This is a genomic window from Microbacterium sp. GCS4, from assembly GCF_001262495.1.
Classification (GTDB): Bacteria; Actinomycetota; Actinomycetes; order Actinomycetales; family Microbacteriaceae; genus Microbacterium.
In genome coordinates this window covers 165,914-188,214 of the sequence record NZ_LGYE01000005.1, presented here as the reverse complement: position 1 = coordinate 188,214, position 22,301 = coordinate 165,914, and the positions used below count along the sequence as shown (strand labels likewise).

At 69.0% G+C, this 22,301-nt stretch carries 21 protein-coding genes; 3 read left to right on the top strand and 18 right to left on the bottom strand.

Annotation, left to right across the window (positions count from 1 at the left end; genetic code table 11):
* Nucleotides 1-11: 11 nt before the first annotated feature.
* A complete protein-coding gene (locus AKH00_RS16375; RefSeq protein ID WP_050723838.1) occupies nt 12-1,631 on the bottom strand; it encodes an ABC transporter substrate-binding protein in 1,620 nt (539 codons plus the stop codon).
* Nucleotides 1,631-2,839 carry a dipeptidase gene (locus tag AKH00_RS16370; RefSeq protein WP_050723837.1) on the bottom strand — a complete coding sequence of 403 codons (1,209 nt, stop codon included), beginning with the start codon at nt 2,837-2,839 and terminating at the stop codon, nt 1,631-1,633. The genes AKH00_RS16375 and AKH00_RS16370 overlap by 1 nt, the downstream gene beginning before the upstream one ends.
* A gap of 166 nt (nt 2,840-3,005) precedes the next feature.
* Between AKH00_RS16370 and AKH00_RS16365 the strand changes: the two genes are divergently transcribed.
* A complete protein-coding gene (locus AKH00_RS16365; protein ID WP_050723836.1) occupies nt 3,006-4,661 on the top strand; it encodes a dipeptide ABC transporter ATP-binding protein in 1,656 nt (551 codons plus the stop codon).
* 12 nt (nt 4,662-4,673) lie between these two features.
* Here the strand turns inward: AKH00_RS16365 and AKH00_RS16360 are convergent, their stop codons facing one another.
* The 11 genes from AKH00_RS16360 to rplU form a co-directional block, all read right to left on the bottom strand.
* Complete coding sequence (locus AKH00_RS16360; RefSeq protein WP_050723835.1) at nt 4,674-4,958, bottom strand: hypothetical protein; 285 nt, start codon at nt 4,956-4,958, stop codon at nt 4,674-4,676.
* A gap of 101 nt (nt 4,959-5,059) precedes the next feature.
* Entirely contained in the window at nt 5,060-5,749 is a 690-nt protein-coding gene (locus AKH00_RS16355; RefSeq protein WP_050723834.1) for an SDR family oxidoreductase, read from the bottom strand.
* A gap of 1 nt (nt 5,750) precedes the next feature.
* Entirely contained in the window at nt 5,751-6,131 is a 381-nt protein-coding gene (gene rsfS, locus AKH00_RS16350) for a ribosome silencing factor (RefSeq protein ID WP_050723833.1), read from the bottom strand.
* Complete coding sequence (locus AKH00_RS16345; RefSeq protein ID WP_050723832.1) at nt 6,131-7,402, bottom strand: hypothetical protein; 1,272 nt, start codon at nt 7,400-7,402, stop codon at nt 6,131-6,133. The genes rsfS and AKH00_RS16345 overlap by 1 nt, the downstream gene beginning before the upstream one ends.
* Nucleotides 7,399-8,001 (bottom strand): nicotinate-nucleotide adenylyltransferase, encoded by a 603-nt coding sequence (gene nadD / locus AKH00_RS16340; protein ID WP_050723831.1) that lies wholly within the window; start codon nt 7,999-8,001, stop codon nt 7,399-7,401. The genes AKH00_RS16345 and nadD overlap by 4 nt, the downstream gene beginning before the upstream one ends.
* Before the next feature lie 6 nt (nt 8,002-8,007).
* Nucleotides 8,008-8,232 carry a hypothetical protein gene (locus tag AKH00_RS16335; RefSeq protein ID WP_050723830.1) on the bottom strand — a complete coding sequence of 75 codons (225 nt, stop codon included), beginning with the start codon at nt 8,230-8,232 and terminating at the stop codon, nt 8,008-8,010.
* Between the two features lie 65 nt (nt 8,233-8,297).
* Entirely contained in the window at nt 8,298-9,551 is a 1,254-nt protein-coding gene (locus AKH00_RS16330; RefSeq protein WP_050723829.1) for a glutamate-5-semialdehyde dehydrogenase, read from the bottom strand.
* 9 nt (nt 9,552-9,560) lie between these two features.
* Complete coding sequence (proB, locus tag AKH00_RS16325; protein WP_050723828.1) at nt 9,561-10,346, bottom strand: glutamate 5-kinase; 786 nt, start codon at nt 10,344-10,346, stop codon at nt 9,561-9,563.
* Nucleotides 10,343-11,845, bottom strand: coding sequence for a GTPase ObgE (gene obgE, locus AKH00_RS16320; protein ID WP_050723827.1), 1,503 nt, complete (start codon nt 11,843-11,845; stop codon nt 10,343-10,345). Before obgE ends, proB begins: the two co-directional genes overlap by 4 nt.
* A 75-nt stretch (nt 11,846-11,920) precedes the next feature.
* Complete coding sequence (gene rpmA, locus AKH00_RS16315; RefSeq protein WP_017202370.1) at nt 11,921-12,178, bottom strand: 50S ribosomal protein L27; 258 nt, start codon at nt 12,176-12,178, stop codon at nt 11,921-11,923.
* A gap of 18 nt (nt 12,179-12,196) precedes the next feature.
* A complete protein-coding gene (gene rplU, locus AKH00_RS16310) occupies nt 12,197-12,505 on the bottom strand; it encodes a 50S ribosomal protein L21 (RefSeq protein WP_050723826.1) in 309 nt (102 codons plus the stop codon).
* Nucleotides 12,506-12,717: 212 nt separating this feature from the next.
* Between rplU and AKH00_RS16305 the strand changes: the two genes are divergently transcribed.
* Nucleotides 12,718-12,987 (top strand): DUF4031 domain-containing protein, encoded by a 270-nt coding sequence (locus AKH00_RS16305; protein ID WP_050723825.1) that lies wholly within the window; start codon nt 12,718-12,720, stop codon nt 12,985-12,987.
* On the opposite strand, the gene AKH00_RS16300 is transcribed toward AKH00_RS16305, so the two are convergent.
* A complete protein-coding gene (locus tag AKH00_RS16300) occupies nt 12,949-15,471 on the bottom strand; it encodes an Rne/Rng family ribonuclease (RefSeq protein WP_050723824.1) in 2,523 nt (840 codons plus the stop codon). The genes AKH00_RS16305 and AKH00_RS16300 overlap by 39 nt on opposite strands.
* A gap of 293 nt (nt 15,472-15,764) precedes the next feature.
* Here AKH00_RS16300 and AKH00_RS16295 point away from each other — a divergent pair, with 293 nt between their 5' ends.
* Complete coding sequence (locus tag AKH00_RS16295) at nt 15,765-16,376, top strand: vitamin K epoxide reductase family protein (protein ID WP_050723823.1); 612 nt, start codon at nt 15,765-15,767, stop codon at nt 16,374-16,376.
* Between the two features lie 87 nt (nt 16,377-16,463).
* Here the strand turns inward: AKH00_RS16295 and ndk are convergent, their stop codons facing one another.
* From ndk to ileS, 4 genes are read right to left on the bottom strand one after another with little or no spacing between them, the layout of a single operon-like run.
* Nucleotides 16,464-16,880, bottom strand: a complete 417-nt coding sequence (gene ndk / locus AKH00_RS16290; RefSeq protein WP_050723822.1) for a nucleoside-diphosphate kinase — start codon at nt 16,878-16,880, stop codon at nt 16,464-16,466.
* 1 nt (nt 16,881) lies between these two features.
* Nucleotides 16,882-17,313 (bottom strand): DUF4233 domain-containing protein, encoded by a 432-nt coding sequence (locus AKH00_RS16285; RefSeq protein WP_235556813.1) that lies wholly within the window; start codon nt 17,311-17,313, stop codon nt 16,882-16,884.
* On the bottom strand, nt 17,310-18,662 hold the full coding sequence (locus tag AKH00_RS16280) for a bifunctional folylpolyglutamate synthase/dihydrofolate synthase (RefSeq protein WP_050723820.1): 1,353 nt from the start codon (nt 18,660-18,662) through the stop codon (nt 17,310-17,312). The genes AKH00_RS16285 and AKH00_RS16280 overlap by 4 nt, the downstream gene beginning before the upstream one ends.
* Complete coding sequence (ileS, locus tag AKH00_RS16275; protein WP_050723819.1) at nt 18,659-22,021, bottom strand: isoleucine--tRNA ligase; 3,363 nt, start codon at nt 22,019-22,021, stop codon at nt 18,659-18,661. Before ileS ends, AKH00_RS16280 begins: the two co-directional genes overlap by 4 nt.
* Nucleotides 22,022-22,301 lie beyond the last annotated feature (280 nt).

The following is a 22,301-nucleotide window of genomic DNA, read 5'->3' as shown; positions in this document are numbered from 1 at the left end:
CTACGGCGGGTTTACTCGACCGGGTGCGCGCTCGCGAGCGAGAGCGGGTTCACGATCGAGAGCAGCTCGCTCGGCTTCGAGATGAAGCCGGCCCATTCATCGCTGGCGGCGAAGAACAGGTTCTGCGTGTACATGATGTTGTCGTAGACCTGCTCGTGCACGATCTTGTTCGCCTCGCGCATGATCGAGATCTTGTCGTCCTCGTCGAACGTGACCATGCCCTCCTCGATCAGGGCGTTCAGCTCGGGGTCGTCGACGTGGGTGTAGTTGATCGCTCCCCCGGGCAGGTACGACAGGGCGAAGTTCGTCACGGGGTCGTCCATGATCGCGAAGTTGCCGGCGTAGATGTCGTAGTCGCCCGCGTTGGTCATCGACAGGTACGTGTTGCGCTCGGTGCCCTGCAGCTCGATCGTGATGCCCGCCTCGGCGGCGCTGTCCTTGACGAGCTGCGCCCATTGGCTGGTCACGCTGTCCTGCAGCGAGTAGATCAGTCGGAAGGAGATCGGGAACATCCCGTCGGCGCCTGCCGTGTACCCGGCTTCCTCCATGAGCTCGCGCGCCTTGTCGGTGTCGAACTCGTACTCCGTGACCGAGTCGTCGTAATATTTGGCCAGCACCGGCATGAGAGCGCTCGAACCGGTCGAGACGGCCTGTCCCTGCAGCACGACCGTGCGGATCGCCTCATAGTCGACCGCGTGGGCGAGCGCCTGCCGCACCTCGGTCTTCGCGAGGTCGGGCTTCTCCATGTTATAGACGAGGTGCGCGTAGCCGAGCCCGGCGGCCTCGATGACCTGCAGGCCGGAGGCGTTGCTGAGCTGGTCGACCTGCGCGGGCGGCAGGGCGTTCGCGATCACGTCGATCTCGCCGCTCTGCAGCGCGAGGATCTCGGTGTTCACGTCGGGGTACACGCGGTAGACGACCTCGGCGGGACCGGGGACGCCTCCCTCGACGAGCGGGTAGTCCTCCACGCGCTTCAGCGTGTAGTGCTGCCCGACCTGGAAGTCCTCGAGGATGAACGGGCCCATCCCGACCCATCCGCCCGCGCTGCCGTCGTTCGCGAACTCGGCGATGGAGCCCTGCGGCTCGAAGACGTGCTGCGGGACCACGACTCCCCAGAAGCCGATCTCGTCGATGATCGACGAGTCCGGCTGCGTCAGCGTGAGCTCGACGCGGGTGTCCGAGACCGCTGTCGCGGTGTCGAGGTTGCCGAGCTGCCCGTAGAAGGTGCCGGGCGCCTGGTCGCGCTTGACCGCGTTGAGCGTCCAGGCCACGTCCTCGGCGGTGAGCGGCTCGCCGTCGCTCCAGGTCAGGTCGTCGCGGATCTCGTAGAACCCCGTGGTGTCGTCAACGTAGCCCCAGTCGGTGGCGACGTGCTCCTCCTTGGTCCCGTCGTCGCTGATGCTCAGCAGGTGCGGGTACATGAGGTTCGTGATCCAGGAGTCGGTGCGGCTGTTGCCGAGCACCGGGTTGAAGTTCACGACGTCGGTCGTCGTGCCGATGCTGAGAGTCTCGTCGCTCGGGCCGGTCGTCCCGGAGGACTCTCCCGGTTCCGGCGCCGTCGGTGCGCACGCGGCGAGACCGACGGCGAGAGCCGCGGCCGCGCCGAGCGCGAGGAACTTGCTGTGCTTCATCAGACCCAAACCTCCTCGAGGACGCGCATGGTGTTGCCGCCGACGACCGCGCGGATCTCGTCGTCGGAGTAGTCGTGCTTCACGAGCCAGCCGATGATGTTGTAGAACGCCTCGGCGGGGTTCTCGATCCCGTCGACGTACGGCTGCTTCTCGTACTCGACGTTGGCGTGCGCCTGCCCGAGCGACAGGTTCGACGAGAACGCGTCGTGCAGGCCCACGTGGTCGCCGAACAGGGTGTCCGGGCCGAAGCTGACGTGCTCGAGTCCGACGAGGTCGACGCAGTACTGGAAGTGGTCCATGACCGATTCCAGCGAGTGCTTCGGATGCTGGGGCGAGATGGTCGTGTGCGGGGCAGCCTCGATGCCGATGACGCCGCCGCGCTTCGCGCACTGGATGATCGTCTCGTCCGTCTTCATGCGGTTCGTGGGCCACAGGCCCCGAGCGCCGGCGTGCGTGATGAACACGGGCACCTTCGAGTGCGCGATGACGTCGAGGCATGTCTGGTCGCCGGAGTGCGAGATGTCGATCGCGATGCCCAGCTTGTTCATGCGCTCGACCGCGCGCTCGCCGAAGTAGGTGAGGCCGCCATCGCCCCGCTCCTTGAGTCCGCCGCCGAGCATGTTGGCCTCGGAGTAGGCGATGCCCATCTGGCGGACGCCGAACCCGTAGAGCACGTCGAGCCGGTCGACCTCGTTCTCGATCATGGTCGACGCCTCGAGTGCGAAGATGTGGGCGACGCGGCCCGTCTCGGCGGCGTGACGGATGTCCTTGATGGACTCCGCCTTGATCACGAAGTCCTGGTGGGCGAGGTCGGCCATGCGGACGCCGAGGTCGAAGAGCACATCCTGATACTTCCAGCCCGCGTCGCTCGAGATGCAGCAGGTGCCGTCCATGCCGTTGTCGAACACGGCGGTGAGGCCCGAGCGCGCGAGGCCCTGGTAGCCGGTGGGTTCGCGGCCCTGGCGGATGTGGTCGCGCAGCTCGCCCATGTCCTCGGGGAAGACCTGGACGTGCTCGTGCAGGGAGATCACGGTCTCCTCGCGCAGCAGGCGTTCGGTGCGCTCCTTCTGCGTGTCGCTGAGGTCGAGCCCTTCGTAGGCGGGGACGCGGCCGATCTGCGCCGCGTAGCGGAACTCCCGGTAGTCCTTGCCCGCTTCGAGGTAGTCGTAGGCGGTGTAGCCGGTATAGCGGTCTGCTGGTTCGAGCACGGATGCGCTCCTTCGGTTCGGTGTGCGGGTGCCTCTCCCATCCATCCCGGGGAGATTTCTCGAATCTCGACGATTTCGGCGCTCATGTCAACTACTTTGCGAAAATTCGGCAGAGATGTTTCCTGTTCGAAACATTTCAGAGCGAAAGTGCTGGCATGATGGCTCCATGGAGAACACGAACGGATCAGAAAGCGGCCCCGTCCTCGACGTCCGCGGCCTCACCGTCACCCTGAACGGCGACGCCGGCTCGACGCGCGTGGTCGACGACATCGACCTCTCGGTGCGCCGCGGCGAGGTCTTCGCGCTGCTCGGCGAGTCGGGCTCGGGCAAGTCCATGACCGCGCGGGCGATCATGGGCCTCATCGAGGACGGAGAGGTCGCGGCGACGACGCTCCGCCTCGGCGACGCCGATCTCCTCTCCCTCACCCCCGAACAGCACCGACGGCTGCGGGGAGTCACCGTGAGCCTCGTCATGCAGGATGCGCTCTCGGCGCTCAACCCCGTGCTCAGCATCGGCGACCAGATCATCGACCTCCTGCGCGCACATCGCCGCATCGCCCGGCGCGATGCGCGGGCTCGCGCCGTGGAGCTGCTGACGCTCGTGGGCATCCCGTCTCCCGAGAAGCGCGTGCACGACTATCCGCATCAGTTCTCGGGCGGCCAGCGGCAGCGCATCCTCATCGCCATGGCGATCGCGCTCGACCCCGACCTCATCATCGCCGACGAGCCCACCACGGCGCTCGACGTCACCGTGCAGGCGCAGATCCTCGACCTGCTGCTCTCCCTCCGCGACCGGCTGGGGATGGGTATCCTCCTCATCACCCACGACCTCGGCGTCGTGATGGAGGTCGCCGACCGCGTCGCCGTGATGCGCACGGGGCGGATCGTGGAGTCCGGCAGCGCCGACGAGGTGCTGACCGCGCCGCAGCATCCGTACACGCAGCAGCTCCTGCACTCCATGCCGAAGGACGTGAGCGCGGCCGTCGCCGACGACAGTGCCGCGCCGATTCTGCAGGCAGCGGACGTCGAGCGCACGTTCCGCTCCGGCAGCGGACGTCGTGCGCATCGCGTGGCCGCGGTGGCCGGCGTCGACCTCAGCCTCCGCCCGGGCGAGATCCTCGCGATCGTCGGAGAATCCGGCAGCGGCAAGTCGACTCTCGCGCGGATGCTGGTGGGGCTGGACTCCCCCGACGCCGGAACGCTCACGTATCGCGACCAGGACGTGACACGCGGACGCCTCGCAGACCGCAAGGTCCTGCGTCGCGGAGTGCAGATGGTCTTCCAAGACCCCTACATGTCACTCAACCCGCGCATGACCGTCCAGCAGATCATCTCGGAGCCGCTCGCCGCGACGCGTTCCGGATCGCCGTCGAGCCGACGCGATCGCGTCGCCGAGCTGCTGGAACTCGTCGGGCTCTCCCCCGACATGGCCTCCCGGTTCCCCCACCAGTTCTCCGGGGGTCAGCGGCAGCGCATCGGAATCGCCCGCGCCCTCGCGCTCGACCCTGACGTCCTGGTGTGCGACGAGCCGGTCTCGGCGCTCGACGTGTCGATCCGTGCACAGATCATCGACCTGCTGTGCGATCTGCGCGAGCGGCTCGGCATGTCCATCGTGTTCATCGCGCACGATCTGTCGCTCGTCCGGCACATCGCGGACCGCGTGGCGGTCATGTACCTCGGCGACATGGTCGAGGTCGGCGACACCGAGGCCGTGTACCGCACGCCCGAGCATCCGTACACCAAGTCGCTGCTGTCGGCGATCCCTCCGCAGACGCGCGCTGACCGGGGCATGCTGGCTCGGCGCACGCGTCTCAGCGCCTGAGCGAGGGCGCGCTCAGGTCGCGAGCAGCGGCGGAAGGTGCGGGATCGCGATCGGACGCGTCGCCCGACTCGAGTCCTGCATGCGCGCGACGTCCTCCAGCACCTGGTACGCGTCGGAGTAGCGGATGGCGAGCGGGAGGTCCCGCAGCCACACCACCTCGACCTCGGTCTCCGCATACTCGTACACGCACGCGACGAGATGCCGTGGGTCGTTCTCGGGGTACCGCTGGTCGTTGATCACCCACTCGGTCGGAGTGATGCGGTTGAGTACGTATCGTGGCTCCGGATCTCCGGGCATGTGACGGTCCTCCAAGACTTTCTCCCCTGGGAGAGATCATCTCGGGATCGCGGGCGTCGGCACAGCCCCTTGACACTGCGGTCGGCCTGTGCGGCCTCGACTCAGCGCGCGGGACGGATCGTGAGATCGGTCAGCGCGGCGTCGTCCGGAAGGTCGAGCGCGGTGAGGACCGTGGTCGCGACGGACTCCGGCGCGATGAAGCGGGACGGGTCGTAGTCGCGTCCCTCCTGTTGGTGCACGCGCTCCTGCATGGGGGTCGCGGTGCGTCCCGGGTACACCGAGGTGACGCGCACGCCGTACTCCGCCTCCTCGGCCCGCAGCGAGTCGGCCAGGGCGCGCAGCCCGTGCTTCGATGCCGCGTAGGCCGACCAGCCGGCGTGCGCGTGCAGGCCGGCGCCCGAGTTCACGAACACGATGCGGCCGCGAGCGACGCGCAGCAGCGGCAGCAGGAGTCGGGTCAGCTCGGCGGGACCGACGAGGTTGACCGCGAGCTGCTGCTCCCAGAGGGTCGCAGGCAGGTCCGCGACGGCCCCGAGGTCGACGACACCGGCCGCGTGCACGATCGAGTCGATGCGCTCAGGGAGAGCCTGCTTCGACAGCGCCCACGACAGGCGACCGGGCTGGGCGAGGTCGCCCACCAGGGTCGTCGCGCCGGGATGCTGGGCCGCGATCTCCCGAGCCCGCCCCGCGTCGCGCGCGAGCAGCACGACGCTGTCGCCGCGCTCCTGCAGACGGCGTGCGACGACGGCGCCGATCCCGGAGCCTGCGCCCGTGATCAGATGCGTGCGCATATCAGGCGCGGTCGGCGGTGGGCTCGGCGACCTCGAACGGGACCACAGGGCAGTCCTTCCAGAGGCGCTCCAGGCCGTAGTAGACCCGCTCCTCCTGGTGGAACACGTGCACGATCAGGTCGCCGAAGTCCAGGAGCACCCAGCGCGCCTCCGCGCGGCCCTCGCGGCGCACGCGCTTGTGTCCGGCCTCGATCAGCCTGTCCTCGACCTCGTCGGCGATCGCGGCGACGTTGCGCTCGCTGTTCCCGGTGACGAGGAGGAAGATGTCGACGAGCGGCAGCGGCTCGGAGACGTTCAGGGCGACGAGATCCTCGCCGCCCTTCGAGACGGCGGCGTCGGCTGCGAGCTGCAGCATCTGGACGGCGGTTTCAGGTGATTGCATCAGAAGACATTCGTGGTGATGGCGATCACGACGGCGACCCCGACCGCGAGGGCGAGACCACCCGCCACGATCGCGAGGATGATCATGAGCCGGTTGCCCTTCTCAGGGGCGGGAGGACGGATGACCTCGCCGGCGGGCTTGATGGTGCTGATCGCCGAGCTGGCGGCGATCGGCGTGGGAGACGATGCCGGGGGCAGTTCGCCGTCGATGAGCACGGCGTCCACCTCCTTGCCGTCGGTCGTGCCGTCGGCGTGGCCGCGCGAGCCCAGCCCCTTCGGCAGTTCGTACGAGCCCGTGACGAGGATCTCGCCGGTCGAGGCCACGGGGCCCGACAGGGATCCCTCGCCGGGACCCGGCGTGAAGATCAGGGTGTTGCCCGCACGGTGCGAGCCCGTCGAGTCGCCGACGGTGAGCAGCTCGTCGAAGGACGGGGCGAAGGGCTTCTGGGGCTCCGGTGCGGCATCCGCGAGCACGCCCTGTCCGAAGGCGGAGTTCACGGTCGGGCGCTCGCCCTCGTCGAGGTCGACGTCCTCGGCGTCCGCGACGTCGGCGAGCACGTCGTCCGCGTCGTCGGGTTCCGGGTCGGCCGGAGTCTCGACCTCGATGCCCAGAGCCGCGACCGCCGCGACCGGATCCTCGTCGTCGTCCGCCTGAGCCTGGTCCGCCGGAGCCTCGTCGGGTTCCTGAGCTTCGCGGGATTCGTCCACGAACGGTGCGATCGGCACCTCGCCGACCGAGTCGACGCTCGACGCTGCACTGACCGGGGCGAGCACGATCTCCTGGTCCGCCTCGGAGTCGTCGTCCGCCGCAGGCTCCTGCGCGTCGACGACAGGGGCATCGGGAGCGCTGTCCTCTGCGGGCGCCGGCTGCGAGACCGGGGGCGCGAACGCCGGGATGCCGGTGACGAGCGCCGAGCCCTGGGCGGGAGCCTGCTCCTCGGTGGGCACCGGCCCGGACGTCTCCGCGGGGGCCTGGTCCTCAGCGGACGCGTCCTCCCCGACGACAGGGACGGATGCCGTGGCGGCACGTTCACGCTCACGCATCTGTCGACGCGTGAGTCGCCCGTCAGCGGAGTTCTCCTCGACGGGAGCGGGAGGGACGTCCGCGGGCGCGGCAGGACGCGGTGCGGGCGGGGCGGGTGTGGTCGCAGCGGCGGCTGCGGCCTCGGCGGCCTCGTCGGGTGTGATGACCGGCGTCGATCCGGTCAGCCGGATCTCCCGCAGCTGCTTGCGTGTCAGCGGACCCTGCTCGTTCTGATCCGATGTACTCATGCCTTGCTCCGATACAGATGATGCTTCGCGATGTATTGAACGACTCCGTCGGGGACGAGGTACCACACCGGTTGATCTTCGTGAACCCGCTCACGGCAGGCCGTCGACGAGATCGACAGCGCAGGCACCTCCAGCTGACTGACGTCGTCACTCGGGAGGCCGTCAGTGCTCAGGACGTGTCCTGGACGTGAGACCGCGACGAAGTGGGCCAACTCCCACAACTCATCATGGTCCCTCCAACTGAGAATTTGCGCCACGGCATCGGCACCCGTGATGAAGAAGAGCTCCGCGTCGGGCCGAGCTCGCTTCAGATCGCGGAGCGTGTCGATCGTGTAGGTCGGGCCTTCACGATCGATGTCGACCCGGCTGACCGTGAACTGGGGGTTGGATGCCGTGGCGATCACCGTCATGAGGTAGCGGTGCTCGCTGGGGGTGACGTCGGACTTCTGCCACGGGTGTCCGGTGGGGACGAAGACGACCTCGTCGAGATCGAAGGAGTGCGCGACCTCGCTCGCGGCGACCAGGTGGCCGTGGTGGATGGGGTCGAACGTGCCGCCCATCACACCGATGCGCGCGGGGCGCGAGGTCGTGTCGTTCATACGGGCCTAGTGGCCGTGTCCCGCCTCGTGTCCGTGCTTGCCGTGCTTCTCGGCCCAGGCCTCGGCCTTGGCCGAGTGACGGTTCGCGACGTTCTTGTACGACAGGGTCACGAGCGCGAGGAAGGCGAACACGATCGCGGCGACGGCACCGAAGATCAGCGTCTCGAGCTGGACGTTGCCGTGGTGCTCGGTCTCTGCGGCGGCCATCGCGATCTGTGCGACGAGATTCATCCTTGCTCCGTTTCGTGGCTGGCGGGCGTGGCGCTCGGGCGCCTCAGCGCCCCCTAGTCTAGCCCTCAGCCGCGGGTCTGCCCCGCTCCACGCGCGAGCCACTTCGTGCTGGTCAGCTCGGAAAGCCCCATCGGGCCCCGGGTGTGGAGCTTCTGGGTCGAGATGCCGACCTCCGCACCGAAGCCGAACTCGCCGCCGTCGGTGAACCGCGTCGACGCGTTCGCCATGACGACGGCGGAGTCGACCTCGGCCAGGAACCGCTCCGCGTTGCGGGAATCGGTCGTCACGATCGACTCGGTGTGTCCCGTGCTGTAGCGACGGATGTGGTCGAGGGCGTCGTCGAGCGTGTCGACGACCTTCATGGCGATGTCGAGGCTCAGGTACTCGGTGGCCCAGTCCTCCTCGGTGGCGGGGATCACGTTCGAGACCAGCCCGGCGGTGATGTCGTCGCCGTGGATCGCCACGCCCTCGCTCTGCAGCGCGCTGGCGACCGACGGGATGAGGCGCGGTGCCGCCTGGCGCAGCACGAGCACGGTCTCGACCGCGTTGCAGACGCTGGGGCGCTGCACCTTCGCGTTCACGACGATGTCGCGAGCCCAGTCGTCGGGCGCGCTCTCGTCGAGCACGATGTGCACGTTGCCGGCGCCGGTCTCGATGACGGGCACGGTCGATTCCGTCACGACCGTCTCGATCAGTCCGGCGCTGCCGCGCGGCACGAGCACGTCGATCAGACCGCGTCCGTGCATGAGCGCCTTGGCGCCGTCGCGTCCGAAGTCGTCGACCGTCTGGATCGCCTCGGGCGTGATGCCGGCTCCGGCGAGGGCGTCGCGCATGACTTCCACGAGCACGGTGTTCGAGTCGCGCGCCGCACTCCCGCCGCGCAGAACGACGGCGTTGCCGGACCGCAGGGCCAGAGCCGCGATGTCGACCGTGACGTTCGGACGGGCCTCGTAGATCGCGCCGACCACCCCGAACGGGACACGCACCTGCTCGAGAGCGACGCCGTTCGGCATCCGATGCCCGCCGACCACGCGACCCACCGGGTCGGGCAGCTCCGCGACCTCGCGCACCGCGGCGGCCAGAGCGGCGACGCGCTTCTCGTCGAGGCGCAGACGGTCGATGAGCGAGTCGCCGATCCCCTCGGCGCGTCCGCGCTCGATGTCGCGGGCGTTCGCCTCGATGATCCGGGCTGCACTCTGCTCGAGGGCCGTGGCGATGGCCTCGAGCGCGCGTTCCTTGTCGTCGCTGGTGAGCGCGGCGGTGGCACGGGAGGCCTCCTTGGCGCGCTCCAGGCGCACCTGCGGGGTCTGGTCGGTCATCCGCCCAGTCTAGGAGTGCGCGGGAGCGAACCAGGTCCCTATTTCCTCGCCCGCGAGGGCCCGACCGACGAGGTCGGCGCTCGTGACGAGCACGCCGATCCCGGATGCGGCGGCGAGACGCGCGGCCGAGACCTTGGTGGCCGCTCCCCCGGTGCCGACGCTGTTCACGACGGTCGAGCCGAACTCGAGCCCGGAGAGATCGGCGTCGGGCTCGATCACGTCGAGGGGCTCGGCGGCGGGGTCGGACGGAGGCCGCGTGTAGAGCGACTCGATGTCGCTGAGCAGCACCAGGGCATCCGCGTTCGTGAGCTGCGCGACGAACGCGCCGAGTCGGTCGTTGTCGCCGAACCGGATCTCCTGCGTGGCGACCGTGTCGTTCTCGTTGACGATGGGCAGCACGCGCAGACCGAGCAGGCGCTCCATGGCGCGCCGCGCGTTGCTGCGTGACGTCGGGTTCTCCAGGTCCCCGGTCGTGAGCAGTACCTGACCCGCCACGATCCCGAACGGGCGGAGCGCCTCCTGGTAGCGGAAGACGAGGATGTTCTGGCCGACGGCCGCCGCCGCCTGCTGCGTCGCGAGATCCGTGGGGCGCGCGTCGAGCTGAAGGAACGGGATGCCCGTCGCGATCGCCCCGGAGGACACCAGGATCACCTCGGTGCCACGGCCGTGAGCCGTCGCGAGGGCGTGCACGATCATCGGGATCCGCCACGAGGACTCTCCGCTGATCGACGACGACCCCACCTTGACGACGATGCGCGAGGCGGTCGCGAGGTCCGCGCGCGTGCGGGCGGTCACTCCCCGTCCTCGCCGCGGGTGGCCAGGCGGCGCTCCTCGGCTGCGGCGCGCGCCTCGGCCTTGGCGTCCATGCGCTCGTAGTACTGCTCGCGACGCTCCGAGGTGGTGCGGCGCGAGTTCGGGGCGAGGCGCGGGTCGGTGCCGCGCGGCGCGGTCATGAGCTCGGCGGCCGACGACATGGTCGGCTCCCAGTCGAAGACGATGCTGTCGCCCTCGCCGATCACGACGGTCGATCCCTGCACCGCGCCGAGGCGGAAGAGCTCGTCCTCGACGCCGAGCTTCTCGAGGCGGTCGGCCAGGAACCCGACGGCCTCCTCGTTCTGGAAGTCGGTCTGCTGCACCCACCGCACCGGCTTCTCGCCGATGATGCGGTAGACGTTGCCGTAGGTGCCGCCCTCGACGCGGATCGTGAAGTCCTTCTTCGATCCCTTCGGACGGATGACGACGCGCTCACGCACGGGCTCGGCCGCGGCCTGCTCCGCACGGTGCTTCTCGACGATCTCGCCGAGCGCGAAGGTCAGCGGACGGAGGCCCTCGTGCGACACCGTGGAGATGTCGAAGACGCGGAATCCGCGGGCTTCCAGATCGGGCCGCACGAGATCTGCGAGGTCGCGTGCCTCCGGCACGTCGACCTTGTTGAGCGCGACGAGCTGCGGACGCTCCAGGAGCGGTGTCTGCCCCTCGGGCACCTCGTAGGCGGCGAGCTCCGCGAGGATCACATCGAGGTCGGAGATCGGGTCCCGTCCCGGTTCGAGCGTCGCGCAGTCGAGCACGTGCAGCAGTGCGGAGCAGCGCTCGACGTGGCGAAGGAACTCGAGTCCGAGCCCCCGACCCTCGCTCGCACCCTCGATGAGGCCGGGAACGTCAGCGACGGTGTAGCGGAAGTCACCCTGCTGCACGACCCCGAGGTTGGGGTGCAGCGTCGTGAACGGGTAGTCGGCGATCTTGGGCCGAGCGGCCGAGATCGCACCGATCAGGCTCGACTTCCCGGCGGATGGGTACCCGACGAGTGCGACGTCGGCGACCGTCTTGAGCTCGAGCACGACGTCGCCCTCGGCGCCGGGCGTGCCGAGAAGGGCGAAGCCGGGGGCCTTGCGCTTCGGCGTCGCGAGCGCGGCGTTGCCGAGACCGCCCTGACCGCCCTGAGCGACGACGAAGCGCTCACCGGGCTCGATCATGTCGATCAGCACCTCGCCCGCGGGGTTCTTCACCACGGTGCCGACGGGGACGGGCAGCACGAGGTCCTCGCCCATGAAACCGGCGCGGTGGTCGCCCATGCCCGGTCCGCCGTTGCCGGAGCTGCGGTGGGGCGAGTGGTGGTACGACAGGAGCGTGCCGGTCTGGGAGTCGGCGACCAGAACGATGTCGCCGCCGTCGCCGCCGTTGCCGCCGTCAGGACCGCCGAGGGGCTTGAACTTCTCGCGGTGGACCGAGACACAGCCGTTGCCGCCCTTGCCCGCCCGCAGATGCAGCGTCACGGTGTCGACGAAGGTGACCATGTCTCTCTCCTTGCAAAAGAGAATCGGGGCGGGCCGAAGCCCGCCCCGATTCGGATGTCTAGCGTCGCGCTGTGATCACTCGGCAGCGGCGACGATGTTGACGACCTTGCGGCCGCCCTTCGCGCCGAACTCGACCGCACCGGCGGCCAGAGCGAAAAGCGTGTCGTCGCCACCGCGGCCGACGTTCACGCCGGGGTGGAAGTGCGTGCCGCGCTGACGGACGATGATCTCGCCGGCGAGGACCTGCTGACCGCCGAAGCGCTTGACGCCCAGTCTCTGTGCGTTGGAGTCACGACCGTTGCGGGTGGAGCTTGCGCCCTTTTTGTGTGCCATGTCCTGGTCTCCTCGGTCTTACTTGATGCCGGTGATCTTGACGCGCGTGAGCTCCTGACGGTGGCCCTGGCGCTTCTTGTAGCCGGTCTTGTTCTTGTACTTCTGGATGACGATCTTCGGGCCGCGGAGGTTGCCGAGCACCTCTGCCGTGACCTTGACCTTCGCGAGCTTGTCAGCGTCGGTGGTCACCGTGGCGCCGTCGACGAGCAGCACCGCGGCCAGCTCGATCTTCTCGCCCTGAGCAGCCTGAACACGGTCGAGCTGAACGATCGTGCCGACCTCGACCTTCTCCTGCCGCCCACCGGCGCGCACTACTGCGTAAACCACTTCATACCTGTTTCGTTGGGGAGCGCGGAGCTCCGAGAATCTCACGGGAAGACTGTTGCTTGCATGCGTCGCGGGGCGACGGGTGCGAACGCAAGACTCTCCGCACCGACCGTCAGGGACGACGCGGCATGCGCACCAAGGGACTACTTTACCGGATGCCGAGCGGTGTCGCAAAACGCCTCAAGGGGTGTGTCCGGTCGTAGGCTGACGGGATGACCGTTCTCGTCGACGACCCCCTCTGGCCCGCGCACGGACGGCTGTGGGCACACCTGGTCAGCGACGAGAGCCTGGACGAGCTGCACGCCTTCGCACGCGCACAGGACCTGCCGGCGCGCGCTTTCGATCTCGACCACTACGACGTCCCGGAGGACGCCGTACCGCGGCTCATCGCCGCCGGCGCACTGCACGTCGAGGGCAAGGAGCTGGTGCGGAGGCTGATCGCCTCAGGACTCCGCGTCCGCGGCCGCGACCGGCGCCGCTGACGGACCGTCCGAGTTCACGGACACCGGGGTACCGGTGAGCGCCGCAGTCGTCACGCGACGACGTCCTCGCCCCTGCCCCGGCGCCTTCGGCTCGGGAAGAGCGTCGAGCACCGAGTCGAGCAGCTGCTCGGCCGGGGACTTCGGACCCTTGCGGTCGGATCCGCGCTTCTTGCGCGGCTTCTTCGCGCGCTCCTGGGCGGCCGGAGCCTCGGACTCGTCGACGGCCGTCGCCGCGGCATCCGCAGTTCCCTGCGCCGCCGCTGACGGCCGCGAGGACGCCGCGATCTGCGCGAGAGCCGACTTGGCCCCCTCGGGGATGCTGTGCGTCGTGCCGGTGGCGGGCGCCGCGTTCTGGTTCTGACCGTTTCCGTTGCCGCCGCGCTGACGACGGTTCGAGGACGAGCCGCCGTTGCCGTTGCCGTTACCGCCGCCGTTCGAGCGGTGCTTGACCACGGGGTCGTGATGCACGATGACGCCGCGACCCGCGCACACCTCGCACGCCTCGCTGAACGTCTCGAGCAGGCCGAGACCGAGCTTCTTGCGGGTCATCTGCACGAGACCGAGGGAGGTGACCTCGGCGACCTGGTGCTTCGTGCGATCGCGGCTCAGGCACTCGATGAGGCGCCGCAGCACGAGGTCGCGGTTCGACTCGAGCACCATGTCGATGAAGTCGACGACGATGATGCCGCCGATGTCACGCAGGCGCAGCTGACGGACGATCTCCTCAGCGGCTTCGAGGTTGTTCTTGGTGACGGTCTCCTCGAGGTTCCCGCCGGATCCGACGAACTTCCCGGTGTTGACGTCGACGACCGTCATGGCCTCGGTCCGGTCGATCACGAGGGACCCTCCGGACGGCAGCCACACCTTGCGGTCGAGGGCCTTCTCGATCTGCTCCGTGATGCGGAACGCGTCGAAGGGGTCGACCTCGTCCTCGTAGGACTCGACGCGCTCGAGCAGATCGGGGGCGACGCTCTCGAGGTAGGCGCGGATCTTGCGCTGCGCGTCCTCGCCCTGGATGAGCATCTTCGTGAAGTCCTCGTTGAAGACATCACGGACGATCTTCACCAGCAGGTCGGGCTCGGCGTGCAGGAGCGCGGGCGCCTGCTGGTTCTCCACCGTCTTGCGGATGTGCTCCCACTGCGAGGTGAGACGCTGCACGTCGCGGGTGAGCTGCTCCTCGGTCGCGCCCTCGGCCGCGGTGCGGACGATCACACCGGAGGACTCGGGCAGGACCTCCTTGAGGATGCGCTTGAGACGGGCGCGCTCGTTGTCGGGCAGCTTCCGGCTGATGCCGTTCATGGAACCGCCGGGCACGTACACGAGGTAGCGGCCGGGGAGCGAGATCTGACTGGTCAGACGTGCGCCCTTGTGACCGACCGGGTCCTTGGTGACCTGCACGAGCACACGGTCGCCGGCCTTGAGCGCCAGTTCGATGCGACGCGGCTGGTTGCCGATCTCGACGCCGTCCCAGTCGACCTCGCCGGAGTACAGCACGGCGTTTCGCCCACGGCCGATGTCGACGAACGCGGCCTCCATGCTCGGGAGCACGTTCTGCACCCGGCCGAGGTAGACGTTGCCGATGAGCGACGCGTCCTGGTTGCGGGCGACGTAGTGCTCGACCAGCACGCCGTCCTCGAGCACGCCGATCTGCGTGCGGCCGTTCTTCGCGCGCACGACCATCTTGCGGTCCACGGACTCGCGGCGCGCGAGGAACTCGGCCTCGGTCACGACGGGACGACGACGCCCCGCATCCCGTCCGTCGCGACGACGCTGCTTCTTGGCCTCGAGGCGGGTCGACCCCTTGATCGCCTTGGGCTCGGTGATGTACTCGACGACGCGCTGACGCGGCTGGCGCGGCTCGTCGCGCTGATCGCCGTCGTCGGATCCGCCACGACGACGACGCCCGCGGCGACCGCTGCTCGGCTCGTCGGAGTCGCGGTCGAGGTCGCGCTCGTCGCGACGGTCACGACCGGGGCGGGCCGGGATCGGCACGATCTCGGGCGCGTAGAACGCGAGACGGGTCGACACCTGCGAGACGAAGACCTCGGGCAGCAGGCCGAGCGACACCGCGGTCACGGGCTCGGGCTTCGCCGGCGCGTCGGCCTTCGTCTCCCCCTCGGGTGCCTCGGGCTTCGTCTCCGCGGGCTCCGCCGGCTCGGAGGGCTCCGCCTGCTCGGAGGGATCCGCCTGCTCGGAGGGCTCTGCCTGCTCGGCGGCTGCCCCAGCATCGGCAGGTGCCTCAGACTCAGCATCGGCAGATGCCTCAGCCTCAGCCTCAGCGGGTGCCTCCACGGTCGCTTCGGCGTCAGCGGAGGCAGAAGGCTCCTCGCTCGGGCCCGCGTCGATCGCGACCACGGTGTCCTCGGCGGGGGTCTCCTCGGCGGCAGGCTCCTCGGGAGCCTCCGCGATCACGGGCGCCGGGGCGTCCGCGTCCGCGGGGATGTCGAGGGTAGGGGCGTCGTAGTCATTGTTCTCATCGGCCATCTCTGGCGTACTCCTCGCGCGGTGCACCTGGTGCTCCGCGAATTCTCATGCAGCTCCCGAAGGTGCCGCGAACTCATTCGGCGTGCGACCGGCCCACGGCTCTGGTCGCGAGGGGCATACGGCCCCGAAGTCTTCGTCGATGCGTGCTGCGACGGGGTCGAGCTGTGCATCACAGGCCATTATCGCACCAAGTGCACGAGTTCGCGGCATCCGCTGCCTCTCGCGAGCCGCGGAGCCGATATACACGGCTCGCCTCACGCCCGATCCATAGTGATCGCTGTGATAATCCACATATGAGCGAGCAGCGCACCCGCCCCACCGTCTACGCCGTCTGGTTGATCGTCGCGGGGGTCGTCGGCCTGATCGCGGCCTTCGCGCTCACCGTCGAGAAGTTCGTGTTGCTGCAGAACCCGCAGGATGCTCTGTCATGCGACATCAGCCCGTTCATCCAGTGCAGCAAGAACCTGAACTCACCCCAGGGCGAGGTCTTCGGATTCCCGAACCCGCTGCTCGGTCTCATGGGCTGGATGGCGCCGCTCATCGTCGGCGTCGCGATCCTCGCCGGTGCGCGCTTCCCGCGGTGGTTCTGGGCCGTCTTCGGCGCCGGCATCACGTTCGCGTTCGGCTTCGTGTGCTGGCTGATCGGCCAGAGCCTCTACGACCTGTTCGTGCTGTGCCCCTGGTGCATGATCACCTGGGCCGTGACGATCCCGACGTTCTTCGCCACCATGCTGCATCTCACACGCAACGGCACGTTCACGAGAAGCGAGAAGGTCCAGGAGCGTGCGAACAGCCTCATGGTCTGGGTGCCGCTCGCGACGGTCCTCGCCTACGCCGTCATCATCATGATGGCCCAGCTGCAGGGCCTCGACTTCCTCGGCGAGATGGCCCGCATCATCTTCTGATCCGCGCTGAGCCGCCACCGACACCAAGCCGCGGACACGACGAAGCCCGCCGCACAGCACGTGCGGCGGGCTTCGTCGTGAAACCGATCAGTCGAACCAGATACCGAGCTCCCGGGCGGCGGACTCGGGGCTGTCGGAGCCGTGCACGAGGTTCTGCTGCACCTTGAGGCCCCAGTCGCGGCCGAAGTCGCCGCGGATCGTGCCGGGCGCGGCGGTCGTCGGGTCGGTCGTGCCGGCGAGCGAGCGGAAGCCCTCGATCACGCGGTTGCCCGCGAGGCGGATCGCCACGGACGGGCCGGAGAGCATGAACTCGAGCAGCGGCTCGTAGAACGGCTTGCCCTCGTGCTCGGCGTAGTGGGCGGCGAGGCGGTCGCGATCGGGCTCGACGAGGCGGATGTCGACGAGGGCGTAGCCCTTCGCCTCGATCCGGGCGAGGATCGCGCCGGTGAGGCCGCGCGCGACGCCGTCGGGCTTGACGAGGACGAGGGTTTCTTCGGTGGCCATGTCATTCACTCTCTGTCTGAGTCGTGGTCTCTGTCTGAGCCTCGGTCACGGGCGCATCCGGACGTCGTGCGTCCAGACGAGCCCCCATGATCGTCGCATACGCCCACATGCCCCCGAAAATCACGACCACGAGGAGGATCGCCGGGACGAGGATCGCCGACAGCGCGATGACCACCTGGATCACCCAGCCCGCCGTGATCGCCCAGGGCTTCGTGATCATGCCCGCGACGGCGATGCACGCGAGGCCGACGACGCCGCCGGCGACGATGCCCCACCACTGCGGGATGCCGGCGGGCAGCGTCTTCAGGCCGAAGATCGTGAGCCCGGCGAGGAACACCACGATCGATTCGAAGCCCAGCACGATGGGCGCGAGCTTCTGCACGAGGGTCCTCGGCGGCCGGGGGCGGCGTGCGGGCGTGGGGTCGGCGCTCATGCGCGCCACCCCGACTTCCAGTCCTCCTCCTCGGAGAGCGTGATGGCCTCGCCCGCGAGCACGACCGAGCCCGCGATGACCACGGCGCGACGGTCGGACGACGCGGCCCACTCGCGGGCGGCGTCCGCGGCCTCCGCCAGGGTCGGATGCACGGTCGCACGGTTGCCGGTCGCCTCGACGAGGTCAGCGATCGCGTCCGCGTCGCTCGCCCGGTCGGAGTCCGGCGCCGTCGCGAACACGTGTGCGGCGGCCGGCGCGAGACGGGCGACGATGCCCGCGGCATCCTTGTCAGCGAGGATTCCGAGGACCACACCCCACTCGTCGAAATCGAAGCTGTCGTCCATGGCCTGCACGAGTGCGGCAGCGCCGTGCGGGTTGTGCGCGGCATCCACGATGACCGTCGGTGCGACGCCGAGCAGCTGCAGACGCCCCGGAGAGGTCGCGCCCTGCAGGCCCTCCGACACGATGTCGTCGGCGATGCGCTGCTGCGCGCCTCCGATCAGCGACTCCACGGCCGCGATCGCGAGAGCCGCGTTGTGTCCCTGGTGGGCGCCGTACTGCGGCAGGTACTCCTCGACGTACTCCCCCGCGAGCCCGCGGACCGTGAGCAGCTGTCCTCCCACCGCGAGCTTCTGGTCGGCGAGACCGAAGTCCGTGCCCTCGAACGCGATGGTCGCGTTCCGCTCGGCAGCGACGCGACGCAGCACCTCGGCGGCGGCCTCGGGCTGCTGCGCCGAGACGACGGCGGCACCGTCCTTGATGATGCCTGCCTTGACCTGGGCGATCTCCGCGATCGTGTTCCCGAGACGGTCGGCGTGGTCGATGTCGATCGGCGCGAACACCGCGACGTCGCCGTCGGCCGTGTTCGTCGAGTCCCACTCGCCGCCCATTCCGACCTCGAGCACCAGGACGTCGACCGGCGCATCGGCCACCGCGACGAACGCGAGCACCGTGAGCAGCTCGAAGAACGTCAGCGGCTCCTCGCCCTTCGATTCGAGCTCGGCGTCGACGATGCCGACGAAGGGCTCGATCTCGTCCCAGGCATCCGCCACCGCGTCGTCGTCGATCGGCTCGCCGTCGACCATGATCCGCTCGGTGAAACGCTCGAGATGCGGGCTGGTGAACAGTCCGGTCCGCAGGCCGTGCGACCCTAGCAGGCTCTCGATCATGCGCGCGGTCGACGTCTTGCCGTTCGTCCCGGTGATGTGCACGACGCGGTACGTGCGCTGCGGGTCGTCGAGCAGCTCGAGGATGCGCGCCGTGCGCTCCTTCCGCGGCTGCACCCAGCGCTCGCCGGCCCGTCCCAGGAGGGTCTCGTAGACGGCATCCGCCCTGTCGCGCGCGCTCATGCGGAAGCTCCGATCCTGCTGACGCCGATCGTGAAGTCGTCGGCGTTGGCGTACGTGCCCTTGTCGATCACGGCCGTGAACTCCGCATCGAGAGCGACGTCGGAGCGGTGCAGACCGTGCTCGACAGCCAGGGTCTCCCCCGCGATGTCCGCGATGTGGAACGCCGCTTCGACGGCATCCGCGTCTGCGCCGCCCGCGAAGACGAGATCCAGACGGATCCGGTCGCTCACGTCGAAGCCGGCGTTCTTGCGGGTCTCCTGGACGGCGCGGATCACGTCGCGCGCGAGCCCTTCCGCCTCGAGCTCCGGCGTGGTCGCCGTGTCGAGCAGGATGAAGCCGCCGCCGGGCACGAGAGCGAGCGCCTCACCCTCGGGACGGCCGGAGGTCTCCAACGCCAGTTCGTACTCGGACGGCTCCAGGGCGATGCCGCCCGCCGTCACGACGCCGTCGGTCTCGGACCAGTCCCCCGCCTTCGCGGCCTTGATCACGGTCTGGACGTTCTTGCCCAGGCGCGGTCCTGCCGCACGGGCGTTGACGCTCAGGCGGTGGCTGATGCCGTAGTCGACCGCGGTCGTCTCCGACTGTGCGACGAGCTCCACGGCCTTGACGTTGAGCTCCTCGCGGAGGATGTCCTCGAACTGGCCGAGCGTGTCGGCGAGCGGCGATACGACCGTGAGGCGCGCCAGGGGCAGCCGGACCCGCAGCTTCTCCTTCTTGCGCAGAGCGTTGCCGACGCTCGACAGTTCGCGCACGGCATCCATCGCATCGCGGATGTCGTCCGCTGCGGGGAAGGCGTCCGCATCCGGCCAGTCCTGCAGGTGCACGCTGCGTCCGCCGGTGAGCCCCTGCCATACGCGCTCGCTCACGAGCGGCACGAGCGGGGCAGCCACGCGGCACAGGGTCTCGAGCACGGTGTAGAGGGTGTCGAACGCCTCGGTCGACGAGCCCTCCCAGAAGCGGTCACGCGAACGGCGGATGTACCAGTTCGTGAGCACCTCGGCGAAGTCGCGCAGACGCGACGAGGCCGTCGTGGAATCGAGACCCTCGAGGTCGGCGCGCACCTCGCGCACGAGGTCGCCGAGCCTCGCGAGGATGTAGCGGTCGAGAACGTCGGTGGAGTCCGTGCCGCGTTTCGTCTCGCTCCGCTCGCTCAACGACCGCTGGACTTCCGGGTTCGCGGCGTTCGCGTACGTCGCGAAGAAGTACCAGGAGTTCCACAGCGGCAGCAGGAACTCGCGCACGCCGGAGCGGATGCCCTCCTCGGTCACGGCGAGGTTGCCGCCGCGCAGCACCGAGCTCGACATGAGGAACCAGCGCATCGCGTCGGAGCCGTCGCGGTCGAGCACCTCGGAGACGTCGGGGTAGTTGCGCAGCGACTTCGACATCTTGTAGCCGTCGCTGCCCAGCACGATGCCGTGGCAGCTCACGCCCGTGAACGCCGGGCGGTCGAACAGCGCGGTCGACAGCACGTGCATGACGTAGAACCAGCCACGGGTCTGCCCGATGTACTCCACGATGAAGTCGGCCGGTGCGTGCGAGTCGAACCACTCCTGGTTCTCGAACGGGTAGTGCACCTGCGCGTACGGCATCGAGCCGGAGTCGAACCACACGTCGAACACGTCCTCGATGCGTCGCATCGTGCTCTTCCCGGTGGGGTCGTCCGGGTTCGGACGCGTGAGGTCGTCGATGTACGGACGGTGCAGGTCGACCTCGCCCTCCGGGTTGCGCGGCAGCGCGCCGAAGTCGCGCTCGAGCTCCTCCAGCGAGCCGTAGGTGTCGACGCGGGGATACTCGGGGTCGTCGCTCTTCCAGACCGGGATCGGCGACCCCCAGTAGCGGTTGCGGCTGATCGACCAGTCGCGCGCACCCTCGAGCCACTTGCCGAACTGGCCGTACTTCACGTTCTCGGGCACCCAGGTGATCTGCTCGTTGTTCGCGAGCATGCCGTCCTTGATGTCGGTCACGCGGATGAACCAGCTCGACACGGCCTTGTAGATCAGGGGGTTCCGGCACCGCCAGCAGTGCGGGTAGGAGTGCACGTAGCTCTGCTCGCGCAGCAGCCGGCCCTCGCCTCGCAGCAGGCGGATGAGCGGCGTGTTCGCATCCATCCACAGCATGCCCGCGACGTCGGTGACGTTCGGGAGGAACTTCCCTCCGTCGTCGAGCGACAGGATCGTCGGGACGCCCGCCGCACCCGCGACGCGCTGGTCGTCCTCACCGTAGGCGGGCGCCTGGTGCACGATGCCGGTGCCGTCGCTGACCGTGACGTAGTCGTCGACGAGGATGCGCCAGGCGTTCTCCGTGCCGTAGATGTCGGCATCCGCGTAGTAGTCGAACAGTCGGTCGTAGGTGACGTCCTGCAGCTCTGCACCCCGCACGGTCTGATCGACGGCGGCGAGCGCGTCCTCGGGGCTCTCGTAGCCGAGATCCTTGGCGTAGCCGGCGAGAAGCTCGCGGGCGAGGAGGTAGCGGTGCGCCGAGGCCTCGACCACGGCATCCGTGGTGCCGGCGGCGGCGTGCACGTCGGCGGCGCCGTTCGGACCCGCGGGCAGGACGACGTACTCGATGTCGGGGCCGACGGCGAGCGCGAGGTTGGTCGGGAGCGTCCAAGGCGTGGTCGTCCACGCGAGGGCCCGCACGGCGGTGAGCCCCAGCGCCTCGGCCTTCGCCCCGGTGAGCGGGAACGTCACCGTCACTGACGGGTCCTGACGGTTCTGGTACACGTCGTCGTCCATGCGCAGCTCGTGCGCGGACAGCGGGGTCTCGTCTCGCCAGCAGTACGGCAGCACGCGGTAGCCCTCGTAGGCGAGACCCTTGTCGTACAGCGTCTTGAACGCCCAGAGCACGCTCTCCATGTAGCCCAGATCGAGCGTCTTGTAGCCGCGCTCGAAGTCGACCCAGCGGGCCTGGCGGGTGACGTAGTCCTGCCACTCATGCGTGTACTTCAGCACCGAGGAGCGCGCCTTCTCGTTGAAGACGTCGATGCCCATCGACTCGATCTCGCTCTTCTCGGTGATGCCGAGCTGCTTCATGGCCTCGAGCTCGGCGGGGAGACCGTGCGTGTCCCAGCCGAACACGCGGTCGACCTTCTTGCCGATCATGGTCTGGAACCGCGGGAACACGTCCTTGGCGTAGCCGGTCAGCAGATGCCCGTAGTGCGGGAGTCCGTTGGCGAACGGGGGGCCGTCGTAGAACACCCACTCGTCCGCACCGTCGCGCTGCGCGATCGAGGCGCGGAACGTGTCGTCCTGCTTCCAGAACTCGAGCACGTCCTGCTCGATCTCGGGGAAGCGCGGGCTCGGGGCGACGGAAGCAGCCTGGTCGGCGGCGGGGCCGAAAGAGGAACGCGGGTAGGTCATGTCGTCTCGCAGGAGTCGTGGCGGATGCTGCTGCGAGGACGATCCGTCCGGCTTGTCGTTCCGGGGACCGCGGTACCACCTCGCGTGCCGCGCCTCACGGCGGGGCCACTCTCACTGCGGCTGTGACGGGCCTGCCCCGCTCGGTTCTACTTGCTCCCGCCTGCACTGGGCCTGCTGGAGCGTTCTTCCGAGAGCTCCCCGGTGATGGCCGGATCGGTGCTCGTGCCTCCATTGTACGCATCGGGTGCCACCCCTGGCGCGCGGGTCCCGACGTCTGCGC